At 52.4% G+C, this 11,380-nt stretch carries 16 protein-coding genes and 1 pseudogene; 9 read left to right on the forward strand and 8 right to left on the reverse strand.

Annotated features, from left to right (window positions below; all coding sequences use genetic code 11):
- A pseudogene (locus tag KBY58_RS11420) lies at positions 1 to 797 on the reverse strand (carboxypeptidase M32); the annotation flags it as partial.
- 79 nt (positions 798 to 876) lie between these two features.
- Here KBY58_RS11420 and KBY58_RS11425 point away from each other — a divergent pair.
- The gene (locus KBY58_RS11425; RefSeq protein ID WP_254933432.1) at positions 877 to 1,329 is read left to right on the forward strand and encodes a DUF2721 domain-containing protein; all 453 of its coding nucleotides are present in this window, start codon (positions 877 to 879) and stop codon (positions 1,327 to 1,329) included.
- Here KBY58_RS11425 and KBY58_RS11430 read toward each other — a convergent pair.
- Positions 1,326 to 1,628 carry a hypothetical protein gene (locus tag KBY58_RS11430; RefSeq protein ID WP_255004444.1) on the reverse strand — a complete coding sequence of 101 codons (303 nt, stop codon included), beginning with the start codon at positions 1,626 to 1,628 and terminating at the stop codon, positions 1,326 to 1,328. The two genes, KBY58_RS11425 and KBY58_RS11430, sit on opposite strands and share 4 nt — an antisense overlap.
- A gap of 38 nt (positions 1,629 to 1,666) precedes the next feature.
- Here KBY58_RS11430 and KBY58_RS11435 point away from each other — a divergent pair, with 38 nt between their 5' ends.
- The 6 genes from KBY58_RS11435 to KBY58_RS11460 all read left to right on the forward strand — a co-directional run bounded on the left by KBY58_RS11435 (position 1,667) and on the right by KBY58_RS11460 (position 4,846).
- Positions 1,667 to 2,149: a secondary thiamine-phosphate synthase enzyme YjbQ gene (locus KBY58_RS11435; protein ID WP_255004445.1), complete on the forward strand. Its 483-nt coding sequence runs from the start codon at positions 1,667 to 1,669 to the stop codon at positions 2,147 to 2,149.
- Between the two features lie 8 nt (positions 2,150 to 2,157).
- The gene (locus KBY58_RS11440) at positions 2,158 to 2,652 is read left to right on the forward strand and encodes an HIT family protein (RefSeq protein WP_255004446.1); all 495 of its coding nucleotides are present in this window, start codon (positions 2,158 to 2,160) and stop codon (positions 2,650 to 2,652) included.
- Entirely contained in the window at positions 2,645 to 3,553 is a 909-nt protein-coding gene (locus KBY58_RS11445; protein WP_255004447.1) for a hypothetical protein, read from the forward strand. The genes KBY58_RS11440 and KBY58_RS11445 overlap by 8 nt, the downstream gene beginning before the upstream one ends.
- Before the next feature lie 284 nt (positions 3,554 to 3,837).
- Positions 3,838 to 4,236, forward strand: a complete 399-nt coding sequence (locus KBY58_RS11450; protein ID WP_255004448.1) for a hypothetical protein — start codon at positions 3,838 to 3,840, stop codon at positions 4,234 to 4,236.
- The gene (locus KBY58_RS11455) at positions 4,233 to 4,508 is read left to right on the forward strand and encodes a hypothetical protein (RefSeq protein ID WP_255004449.1); all 276 of its coding nucleotides are present in this window, start codon (positions 4,233 to 4,235) and stop codon (positions 4,506 to 4,508) included. Before KBY58_RS11450 ends, KBY58_RS11455 begins: the two co-directional genes overlap by 4 nt.
- On the forward strand, positions 4,505 to 4,846 hold the full coding sequence (locus KBY58_RS11460) for a 4a-hydroxytetrahydrobiopterin dehydratase (protein ID WP_255004450.1): 342 nt from the start codon (positions 4,505 to 4,507) through the stop codon (positions 4,844 to 4,846). The genes KBY58_RS11455 and KBY58_RS11460 overlap by 4 nt, the downstream gene beginning before the upstream one ends.
- A gap of 399 nt (positions 4,847 to 5,245) precedes the next feature.
- On the opposite strand, the gene KBY58_RS11465 is transcribed toward KBY58_RS11460, so the two are convergent.
- From KBY58_RS11465 to KBY58_RS11490, 6 genes are all read right to left on the reverse strand, one after another.
- Complete coding sequence (locus tag KBY58_RS11465; protein WP_255004451.1) at positions 5,246 to 5,716, reverse strand: hypothetical protein; 471 nt, start codon at positions 5,714 to 5,716, stop codon at positions 5,246 to 5,248.
- A 1-nt stretch (position 5,717) separates the two neighbouring features.
- On the reverse strand, positions 5,718 to 6,359 hold the full coding sequence (locus tag KBY58_RS11470; RefSeq protein WP_255004452.1) for a hypothetical protein: 642 nt from the start codon (positions 6,357 to 6,359) through the stop codon (positions 5,718 to 5,720).
- A gap of 5 nt (positions 6,360 to 6,364) precedes the next feature.
- Positions 6,365 to 6,688 carry a hypothetical protein gene (locus KBY58_RS11475; protein WP_255004453.1) on the reverse strand — a complete coding sequence of 108 codons (324 nt, stop codon included), beginning with the start codon at positions 6,686 to 6,688 and terminating at the stop codon, positions 6,365 to 6,367.
- A 207-nt stretch (positions 6,689 to 6,895) separates the two neighbouring features.
- Positions 6,896 to 7,321 (reverse strand): hypothetical protein, encoded by a 426-nt coding sequence (locus KBY58_RS11480; protein ID WP_255004455.1) that lies wholly within the window; start codon positions 7,319 to 7,321, stop codon positions 6,896 to 6,898.
- A 267-nt stretch (positions 7,322 to 7,588) separates the two neighbouring features.
- Entirely contained in the window at positions 7,589 to 8,335 is a 747-nt protein-coding gene (locus tag KBY58_RS11485; RefSeq protein ID WP_255004457.1) for a tetratricopeptide repeat protein, read from the reverse strand.
- 49 nt (positions 8,336 to 8,384) lie between these two features.
- A complete protein-coding gene (locus tag KBY58_RS11490; protein ID WP_255004458.1) occupies positions 8,385 to 9,395 on the reverse strand; it encodes a hypothetical protein in 1,011 nt (336 codons plus the stop codon).
- 270 nt (positions 9,396 to 9,665) lie between these two features.
- On the opposite strand from KBY58_RS11490, the gene KBY58_RS11495 reads away from it, so the two are divergent.
- Both KBY58_RS11495 and istA read left to right on the forward strand, forming a co-directional pair.
- Positions 9,666 to 9,815, forward strand: a complete 150-nt coding sequence (locus KBY58_RS11495; RefSeq protein ID WP_255004460.1) for a hypothetical protein — start codon at positions 9,666 to 9,668, stop codon at positions 9,813 to 9,815.
- Positions 9,816 to 9,907: 92 nt separating this feature from the next.
- Positions 9,908 to 11,380, forward strand: a 1,473-nt coding sequence (gene istA, locus KBY58_RS11500) for an IS21 family transposase (protein ID WP_255004461.1), incomplete at its 3' end; no start/stop codon positions are given.

The following is an 11,380-nucleotide window of genomic DNA, read 5'->3' on the forward strand; positions in this document are numbered from 1 at the left end:
AGGAAGGCTGAGAGGGGTTGGCCGGGCACCATCCGGGTGGTGATGCGGAAGTCCTGGGGGCCGAGGGTGCAGGAGAAGGGGTGGGCCGAGCGGGAGCGCTGGCAACGGCTGCCGTCGTAACCCCAGCCTTCGAGAAGCTCTTTGCAGAGCTGCTCCTGCTGGGCCTCAGATAAATCGGTGGCCTCTGCTGGCTTATTGGCGGCCTGCTGAGGTTTATCTGCGGCGGCGACCCGCTCCAGCAGTGGCGGCAACTGCTCTTTCAGGGGCGCAAACAATTCCTCCAGACGCACCTTGTTCAGATCCGGCTCAAAGGGCTGGGCGAGGACTTCCCAGGGGCTGCGCTCAACTGGCTCAGCTGCTGCCAGCTGGTTGGCCTGCTGGCGGCGCAGGGCGATCAACTCCTCGAGAGCCGGTGCGAAGGCTGGGAAGTCGTTGCGGGCGCGGGCGTCCTGCCAGACGGCATTGCCGCGGGACTGGGCCCTAGCCAGGGCAGTCACCAGGGCTGGATCAAGGCAGCGCTGGCGCTCCAGCTCCAGCCGCAACAGCTCCAGGTTGCGGCGCTGCTCTGGTGCCGCATCAACCTTGAGCTCGGCCTCTGCTGCCGCCACCAACTCCCCATACTCGGTGCTGCTTTGGCGCCCATGCAGCTGCCCGGCCAGTAGGGCCAGCTGCTCACCGCGCCAATCGGCCCCTGCAGGGGGCATCACGGTGTTCTGGTCGTAATAGAGGGCGCTGCTGATCGAGCCCAGCAGGCGGCTCTGGTGCAGGTGCTGGTGGAGCTGGTCGAACGCCGTCATCTTTTCTATTGCTGGGATTCAAAAGATCTGGCTAGGCAGTACGGGTAGGTTTGCCGGACGGTCTTCGCCCTAAACCACCATGCTGCTTGCCGTCGTGGTTCCTTCAGCTCCCATGGAGGGCTTGGCCCGGGCCATTCAGCTTTCGGTGGCCCCTGTCTTTTTACTGGCTGGCATCAGCGGCCTGCTCAATGTGCTCAGCCAGCGGCTAAACCGCATCGTTGATCGCGCCAGACGCCTTCAGGAGGCGGATCTCAATGATCCGCTCCATCAATCCAGGGATGGTCGCCAGGAACTGCAGGTTCAAAAGCGCCGTATTTCTCTGGTAATGAGGGCGATTGTCTGCGCCACCGTCACGATCCTGTTGGTGGCGATGGTGGTGGCGATCGTGTTTCTGAGTGCGGTGACCGCCATCGATCTCACCTTGGTTGTTGCCCCCCTATTTGTCTTGGCGATGGCCTGCCTGATGGCTTCGGTGCTGCTGTTTTTGAGGGAAACCCAGCTGGCTATCGCCCAATTAAGGCGCCGCTTTTAGATCTTTTTACGGCAGTAGCCACCTCCCACGTTTGCCCAACCCGTGGGGCAAGCCTGGCCGTTAGTGGGCTGCACCGTGTAGGTCATCAAGCCCAGGGTGCTGCATTTGCCGTTGAAGGTGTCCACATAGCCCAGGGGGCAAAGGGTGCCGAGCTTCGGCACTACTCGTTGGGCCTGGGCGGGTGGGCCGCTGATGCCAGCCACCAAGGCGATCAGGGATGCCCCTGAAACCAGTGAGGCCAGGCGCGCGAGGCCATTCGCACTAGCTGTTCTGGGCTTGCTCTTGGGGCGAATGTTCATCTCAGCAGGGCCTTGGGGCCAGCTCGACTCTGCTAACAATGCTAAACCTGTTTAAGGAGCGTCACAGCGCCTTGGCCCAAAGTCTGCAACAACTAACTCTTTTAACCACGGGCGAAGGATTTACTGATATCACGAGCGATATAAATCGAGCAATTGGGACAAGTGGTTTGAATTTTGGATTGGCCAATTTGTTTTGTTTGCACACTTCCTGCAGCCTCACTATCAACGAAAATGCTGATCCAAGGGTCTTAAGCGATCTGGCTGCCTATTTGCGGGCGCTGGTGCCCCAAAGGGGATTTTCGCCAATCAATGGCAAGGGGGAATTTGTGACCTATGACCACGATGATGAGGGCCCAGACGACATGCCGGCCCACATCCGCACGGCCCTTACGGCCACCTCTCTTCAGTTCAGCTTCCAAAAAGGTGGCCTGCTGCTCGGCACCTGGCAGGCTGTCTACCTCTGGGAACACCGCGCAAGGCCCCACCAGAGAAGGCTCAACCTGCACCTGATGGGCGAATGAGGTCGCCCATGAAATCAGCTGACAGCTGCGGCGTATGTGCTGCCCATGGCGATGCCGAGCTCTGCACGCGATATGAAATTGGCCGCAGTCGGTTGTGGTTGTTGCGCCACCATCCCGATCCGTCCCCCTTGCCTGGCTGGTTGCTACTCGATTCCCTGAGACACCTGGGCGGGCCTGGGGATTTTGAGCCGGAGGAGGCATTGGCCTGGGGCAGCGAGGTGCAGCGGGCTTGTCTACTGGTTAAGACGTTGACCGGATGCGATCGGGTTTACATAATTGGTTTTGGAGAAGGGGCTCGTCACTTGCACTTGCATTTGATTCCACGTTTTTCATCCGACAGCGCGACGGCGGCCTGGTCAGTGGCTGACCACTACAGGGCCGTTGAGAGGGGAGAAGCGATGGCTGCGGAACCCGTTGACGTGGCCGAGCTGGTTCAAAAAGCCCGCATGATCTATGCACCGAGCCAAGTTTTGGACCTGCCTGTGAGCCAGCAACATGGTTAGCCCCGAGGATTTGGCTTGCCTAGACACAATGATTTGGCTGGGCTCAGGCAGTGCCGCTGCCAAGTTTTGCCAGACTCACCAAAGCAGTATCTCGCGGCGTTCACGCCAGGTGTGTGAGATTTTTGGTGTTTCCCTAGGTCGCAAATCTGGCGAATACTTTGTTGAGGGGAATGGGATTCGTTTGTTGGAGATGCAGCGAGAGGTGCACCAGTTGCACAGGCGCCTTGGTGGATCGCCCTTGCGTTTTGACGGATCCCTTCTGGTGGCGGCATTCCTAAACCAATTTTCAGATGGCGGTTGGAATAAGGGCCTGTTTCAACGTATTAGTTCACCCTTCACATCGGCCCTACTGCAGGATCGTCTGATTGATGCCTGGATTGGCCCAATTGGGGACCAGCCTGACCCGGCAGCAGATTCGAGCATCCATGTTAATGAGTTGTTTGAAACCCCCCTCTGTTTGACCGTAAATCGAGACCATCCCCTCGCGCAGCAGAAAAATATTTGCACCGACGACCTAGATCCCTTCCCCAGGCTGGCACCGATGCGCAGCCACTACCCAAGCATTGATAAGCGGCTAAAAGCAATGGACTTTCCTTCCAAGCCAAAGGAGCAATCGGCAACCAAATATGCCCGGCTTATTGGTCGATGCCTACAGCCCAATAATCAGGCTGTTTTCTATGGCACCCGCCTCACTCTCCATGGCTCATCCGATAAGGTGGCCCTTGATATCAAGTTGCCCGTATCCCTGCGCATTGGCCTGCATGTTTTGAGCCCATTGCAGGATGAACCTGCCATTGATATCCTCCGGGAAGCTTTGATTAACCAGGCCCTGTTGTTAAGTGGCCAATGCCCCGAGCTGGAGCTTTCAATGCCAATGGCGACTGCGAATGTTGACTGCTAATGGGGCATGAACGTATGACTTCTGCTGATCAAGTAAGAACGGCCAAACTGCCCTTTTTTAATCGGGTTTCTGTTTCTGAAACCGATTGGCAACTTTGTGCCGAATATATTGGCCGGACCATTGCCTTGAAGGATTACGAGCCCATAGCACCTAAAAAACAGTTCCTACATCGATCCTCGTTTGTGAATCTTGGTGATGTTGCTGCTTCTGCGGTGGTTCATGGGGCTGTTGCTACCACCTATCCAGGCAGTAATCCAGGCTCCATTTCTTTAGTATTGCCTTGGATGGGGTCGACCACCACCTATGACAAGCATTGGCATTTTGGGGTGGGTGAGGGCCAGGCCTTCTTGGTTAGCGATGCAGCTGGTGATTTCCACTCCCAGTGCTCTTCCCTTTTTATGACCCTGGTCTTTGCCTTTGATCGCCAAAGGTTGGCCGATCGGGCTGCAAGCATTGCTAAAAATCGCCAGGATCCAGCCGCATTCCTTCGTAACTGCCCAACCAAGTTGGTTGTGGGTGAGGATAGGTCTAGCCAGATTTTGTTGGCCCAGATCCGTCGCCTGGTGCTCCTAATTGATCAGGCCTCTGAATCCGAATCATCATCGGTGCAGCTGCGGGCCCTCGGCTCGAGTCTGGAAAAGACGATGGCCCTTTTGGCCTTCCCAGAATTGCTTTCCCCATGAATCTGGAAGCTGAACTCGGAGCCATTCGCCAGGATCTTGCTCAATTGCGCCAGTTGGTTGAGGATCTCCATGGAGCCCTTATTGGCGAGGCCAAAAGCCCATCCACCTCGACCCTGTTGGCCCGCCCCAACGCCCACCGTCTTGCTGCAGAGGTGCAGCGCCGTTTTGGGGCCCAGGCGCTCGGAGCCGAAAGTGATGACGATGCCGGCGATACGGAGTTGGATTTACTGATCGACAGACTGCATGATTTGGCCTTGGAGCAGGAACCATGAGCACCCATCGCCAGCCAGCTAGGGCCCTCAGCCCCGACGAAATTGCGGTCCTTCCCAACATGTTGACCCAGTGGGAGTTGTTAGAAGGCAAGCTGCATCGAAAGCTGGTCTTTGCCTCCTTTGTGGAGGCTTTTGGTTTCATGGCCCAGGTGGCCCTAGTCGCTGAAGCCATGGACCATCACCCCGAGTGGAGCAATGTCTGGAATCGGGTCAGCATCAACTTGACAACCCACGACATCGGCGGCCTCTCCAACCTCGACCTGCAGCTGGCCGAACGCATTGATGCCTTGGCCCATACATTGACTGACGTGGGGACCAACTCGGCACTTAAACACTAAATTAATTACTTTGTATTAACTTCTAGTGTCCATGATTTGCCATTATTTGTAGTAACTGTAGTGCGACTATTTGATGCTTCAATCGACGTCCAGTATCCATTGCCTTGAGAGTTTCTATCTATGGGTGTTCGCGGTTGATGTTTCGGCTCGATCAGAACGCCAGGCTGCCTAGGGCCAACGGTTGATCCGAAATATCCTTCAGAAGCGTAGCCTTGTCTGAAACTATTGGAGTTAATGCTCATGCCGTAGGGAGGAAAATTGATACAGAGGTTGCCAGGATTTTCTCCTAAGGGATCGCTTGGTAAGCATGGGTCGACCTGAGCATGGGCAGATAATTGAAATAGTATTTTCAAGGTTATGACTATTTGAAGAGTGAAACGTCGTCTAAGCCAAGGAAAATTAAAAGGCATTATTAAAGACATTTTGATTGTCGCCAGATTCGCCTAGATCTTCCTGACTACTAAATGGATTTTGTATTCTAATTGGTTTGCCCGGCTCTGACTTGGTGAGCTTGGCTGGCCTATTTAAGATGATTGTATCATCAAGCATTTCATCGTAAGAACTATTTCCAGCAGCAGGCAGGCATGAGAATTGAGCTTGATAGGAAAGTATTAAGCCATACTGAACGCATTCCAGTAATGATTTATTCTTATCGCGACAGGCTATTACTTGACCAGGTATGGCAATGCATGTGAGTGATTCACTATTGTCTACACGTGTGCATTTGCCTGTGCCATCCATGTTGCTAGTACAGTAAATGGAAAAAGCCTGTAAGCCTGGTGAATCGTTTTGAGCGAAAACCGGCAGACAAGTAAACATTAATAAGAAAAATAAAAAAGACTGATTAAAAGCCTTGTTTGGTCGAAGCAAATCACAGTACCCTTGACGTTTTAGGCTTAAGTACTGGTTCCTGCCTCATTGGGGTGCTAGATGCGGGCGATTTAATCTGGGGTCTAGAAATATTATTGCTGGTTGTTTCGTTGATACACGGCTTTAGAAGTGGAAACTTGACCGGATCAACAACGAGTCCTTCCTTTACTAGCTGAGCGCAGGTACGGAGCATAGAAAGCTGAGAAGAAACCTCTCTATCCTTAGCAGTAGCATATGCTAATTGCTTACAATAATCAATAATTTGCGAACCGAAAGGCATTACAATGCCAGCAGTAATCGAATAGTTTTCAGTGGAGTTACCGCTTTGCTGAACTGGATCAAAAGCATCTAAGTAATTTTGACCCCAGTTTCCCCCGATGTATAGGGCTGGTGTTCTGCAAAAAACGCCAGGAGCGAAACCCATTTCATTGTTATATGCGTTGTTGGTCTGGTAATTTATGTTTGTACCTCCAGTCGTTACTGATGATGCAGATGGTGCGGCAGAATTTGTTAGAGACGAACTATTATTAGACTGTTGGGCCTCAGCGTTACCAAGATTCATGGCAAGGCCAAAACTAAAACAAATACCAATACTAACTAAATTAGCAATGGAGCTAATATAGGTTTGATAAATTTTAGGCATAAGAATTAAAATGTCTGTTGAAAGTAATTTTGATATTCTGTTGAGCCTTTTTCTACGGTAACAGTTGTGGTATGGGTTGCAGTCGCTGAGGCACTTCCAGTACTGATTCCAGATGAGCCTTGAGAATCTCCAGATGTTAGTGCTGAGCGAAAAAATGTACCGTCATCGACAAAGAACATGTTTTCCCCGGTTATTCCTGTAAGAGCAACATTGCCGCCTGTAGGAGTTGCAACAAACACTGCGGAAGCATTACCATTATTATCACCAATTTTATTGGTTACTTTTGTACCAGACTTTAGACGAAGTACTGCTTCAGTTTCGGCTTTCATGTTTCCGCTTACTTGTGCGGATGTTGATGTACCATAGGTTGTCTGGATGCGGTATGAGAAAGTATTTTGATTGCTGCTACTCTGTCGAGTCTCTTGGAGCCCAGGGGTCATTTGTGAATATGCAGGCAAGAGAATAAACAGACCACAAACGTATATTACGAATTGCAGCGGAATGGGATGTTTTAAGCCTAGCTTTTTCATCTCTAGTTAAAAAGCTTGCATAAAAACAGATGTGAATTGGGTGCTGTTGATATCTACGTTGGTATTGCTGTTTAATGATGAATTGCTGCTGGCGTTTGCATTGCTATTCCCTGTAACAATAGAAGCACCATGCGCACCCTGATCTCCGTAGGAGTTATGTAGTGTATTTGTCCTTACTCCAAATGATGTTTTTGATGCATCTATAGGCATATTGACTTCACTTTGAACACCTGTTAGTAGAGCATTGCCAGCTGACTTGTTTGAATCTGTCGTCTCTACACGTAGGTTATCTATCACTGCAGATGTGTTCCCAGCTGTTTGGCTAGCTACACCAATAGTAAATTTAATTAGTGCTCCTGTAGCCGGTGCCATAGACCCAGTGGCAGTAGAGCTTGTGCCTTCCGTTGCGGATAGGGAGGCTGAAGTGCCCATGCTTGTAGATGATCCAAAGCTTAGGGATGATCTAGTGCCATTTTGTATGGACATATTAACGGTATCTCCTTTCGCTGGAGTCGTCAGCGTAGGGAGTTGCTGTCCGTTTGAGCGACCTGTTGAAAACGCGATCGCTAACAGCAGGAAAACAGGAGAGAGACGCATCGGTCACGAACCATCCCTTTTATCTTATCAGAATAGCGTTGCCGCGGTGCCGTTACTTGAATCTTTACAGGCTATTTACATGTGACGTTAAGCACATGCTGATCATTGAGCTTGGCTACCTGTACCGCATTCTGCCACTTCTGAACGTCTTGCTTCAGCAGATCCAAGCCTCGTTGCCTGCTGCCAGTTCTGGCATGCTGCTGCTTTTTCTCCCAAGAGGTGATGAACAATACCAATGTTTAGATAGGCATCTGCGAACGAAGGGTTGATTTTAATGGCTTTATTCAAATCCTCAATTGCCTGCTTGGGCTTGCCAAGGCTTGCTAATGTGACACCACGATTGAGCAAGGCATCTTGATTTCTTGGCTCTATGGCTAGGGCCTGGTTGAGATCCTTCATGGCACCTTCAAGGTCGAGCAGAGCGCCTCGAACAAGTGCTCTATTTATATAGGCATTTACCTTTTTAGGTTCCAGATAAATCGCTGTTGTGTAGTTAAGCAATGCATCAGTATTTTTCTTTTGCTCCTGAAATACCCGACCCTGCAGAAAGAATAGGTCAGCATCTATTTTCCTTTTTGTTGTCAATGCATCGATGAGGAGTTGGGCGGCTTTTATATTGTTGGTTTTTATGTGATTTCGTATCTGCTGATGGGCTACAGCTGACTGGCTGTTGTGCTGGGCATTGGCTGGCTTTTGTGCGGTATAGAGTGTTAGCAGTGTGCACATTGCTGACAATTGCACAACTGAATATACCTTATTAAAACTTATTCGCATTAATAGAGCCTGAAGTGGGTGGATGAAGTGTTTCGAAATTGATTTATCATGTGTATGCCGTTTATGAATGAACATAAAAAACCCCCTGAGTAATCAGGGGGCGTAGTGCTAAGTGTGGAAGCAATCAATAGGACTGAATAAATACACTAGAGAACTTTGTAGCAGCTGCATCAGCTGATGCGGTGCTGCTTACGTTTGCTCCAGCGCTGCCAGATGCTGTACCTGATGACCCTGCAGCGGGTGTGCCAGACCTAGGAGAAACAACTGAACTAAAGTTGGAATTACTCATAGCGTTAACGCTAGCTGTATTGCCAATCCCTTTGACAGTAACCTGATTATTTGCTTCATCTCCAGCAGGGGTTGTTGTTGTTTTGGAATTGGACACAAATGAGCCACTGATTACACCATTTGATGCTTCGGCTGAAGACGCAGAAGATGAGTATTCAGATTTAGCGCTTCCGTAAGCGGTACTATAGTTAGTCTCAATTGCTGTTTTAGTGGTTTGGTTAGTGGTTGCTTGATCATAGGATTGAGTTGCCATTCCAGTCTGCCACCAACTGTAACGACTCGATGAGGTTGCATCAGTTGCAATTTCTCTCTTTGCTTTTTCAAAATAAGAGCTGGAAGAACTTCCAACACTTGTATCAGCATAACTGCTAGAAGCCTGTTCTCTTGCCTGAGATGTTTGTGAAATACCAGCTGTGCCAATTGTTTGCCTTAGGCTGCTGCTCCCAACGCCAAAAGTGGCGTTGCTGTTCACTTGATAATCACTTGTAGAAGAAGATGAAGCGTTAACGCCGATATTGGTTGATGTGCCAACGGCAAATCGTTGCTGATCGCCCTCACTTAGGCTAGCTTGAAAAGTACCTACTTTACCGCCAGAGCCGCTTGTTTTGGTAATTCCGGATACGGTCTCAACACCACCGGTGACGGTGCTTGTTGTAGTAGTAGCACCAACTGTAGAGAGAGCTGAGAAACCAGTACTTGCTGGAGTTAATGCTCCAGTAGATACATTGACGGTACCACCAAAGGCTGATTGCTGAAGACCGGTAGAAACCTGAGCAAGGCTTGGAGAGGCAAGGCCAGCTAGCGCGCTGAGCGAAAAAGCCAGCTTAAGAAAAGAGGAATTGTTCATAATGAACGCTTTTAGGCTTTGGTTAGGGCTGCTTTCCGGCTTAGTGCCGTCAAACGTATATTAGTTTATTTGCCCACCCGCCCTTTAGAGGCTTCCGATAGTTAAGCTTTGATTATGTATTGTTGCAGGCAGGCGGGGGGCTGCTGCTGCAATGCTTTTCGCGGTTTTTTGGGTTTTGAGTGTATGGCAATTGGTTTGACGTGGCCCCTTGTAATTGGTCCACCGTGAGTGAGAGTCCTCATCCGGCCAGACTGGGCCGGGGACTTCACCATGAAACGAACCCGCCACACACCCGAGCAGATCATCCGCAAGCTCAAAACAGCTGAGCAGCTCATTGCCCAAGGCAAGAGCGTTGCCGACGCATGTCGAGCCCTGGTATCCGACGACAATCTGGTTGAGGGGTTGCGCCAAACAGGTTGACCGCTCTGGAGGAGTTGATCTGAATCCGGTTGCCATGCGCAGGGCACCGGTTCATGCCAGCTCCCCTCACCGCACAACAGGTTGCACTGTACATGTCCAAACGACGAACTGGCAGCCGCCAGGAGGTGGCTGCCGCAGCGGCGGGCATCTCGGTGAGCAGTGCTTACCGCCTCGATTCAGGCCGCCTACAACCCAAAGCCGCCAAACCCCGTGGAAGGCGGCGTCCAGACCCGTTGGCTGAGGTGTGGGATCCGCTGCTCCTTCCGCTGCTGGAACGCCACCCGGCATTGACACCCACCACCTTGCTGGAACACCTGCAGGAGCAAAAGCCTTATCAGGACTGGAGTTCGCTCAAGCGCACCCTGCAGCGGCGGGTACAGCACTGGAAGGCGCTGCATGGCCCGGCTCCTGAGGTGATGTTCCCGCTGGCGTATCAGCCCGGTGAGATCGGTTTCTGCGACTTCACCAAGGTCAAACGTATACAGATCACCCTGAGGGGAGAACCGTTTCCCCATCTGCTGTTCCACTACCGCCTGGCCTGGAGTGGTTGGGCCTACGGCCAGGTAATCCATTGCGGTGAAAGCTTTGTGGCTCTTTCAGAGGGCCTGCAAAACGCCTTGGCCGCCTGTGGTGGTGTGCCGCGGGAGCTACGCACCGATCGGCTCTCGGCCGCTAGCCGCAACCGCGATGGCAGCTATGCCCTCGATATCACCCCTCGCTACCAGGCGCTTTGCTCCCACTACGGCCTTTCCGCCAGCCGCAATAACCGCGGTATCGCCCATGAGAACGGCATCATCGAGGCGCCTCATGGCCATGTGAAACGTCGGCTAGAGCAGAAGCTGATCCTGCGCGGCAGCTGCGATTTCGAGGAACCCGCCGAATACGGCGAGCTGCTGGCCGAGGTGTTCAGTGCCCTTAATGCTCCGCGTCAGCGGCGCCACGAGCAGGAACTCGAACACTTGGCGCGCCTGCCGGCCTTTCGCTTTGCCGACTACGAGCTGCTCACAGTGCGGGTGCGGAGCACCAGCACAATTGAGGTGCGGCAGGTGATCTACTCGCTGCCACCCACCCTGATCGGCCGCCAGGTCACGGTGCGACTGCACCATGACCGGCTGATCGTCTATCTGGGTAGCGATTGGGTTTGCCAGCTGCCCCGCCTCTACAGCAGCGGTAGCAATGGCCCGAGGGCCTGGTGCATCGATCTGGAGCATCTGATCGATGGCCTGCGCACCAAGCCCAGGGCCCTGCTCCATTGCCTCTACCAGCGCCACCTCTTCCCCGACCAGCACTGGTGGAACTTCTGGCAACACCTACTCGCTGGCGGGGACCGTGATGCTGCAGCCCGGCTCATGGTCGAGGCGCTGTATGTGGCCGTGCGGGTGGCCTCCTTTGAGCTGGTGCTCGCCTTCCTGGAGCAGGCGCAGCAGCGGCAAACCCGTTCTCTGTCTGGATTGCAGCAGCGTTTTCGGGTGCCGCCGCGCCGCACCGCCCTGCCTGATCCCGTAATCCCCCAACACCTGCTGGCCTCCTATGACCACCTCCTCCCCAGTACCCCGCTCACAGGC

The organism is Cyanobium sp. HWJ4-Hawea, from assembly GCF_024345815.1.
In the GTDB taxonomy this organism is placed as follows: domain Bacteria; phylum Cyanobacteriota; class Cyanobacteriia; order PCC-6307; family Cyanobiaceae; genus Cyanobium_A.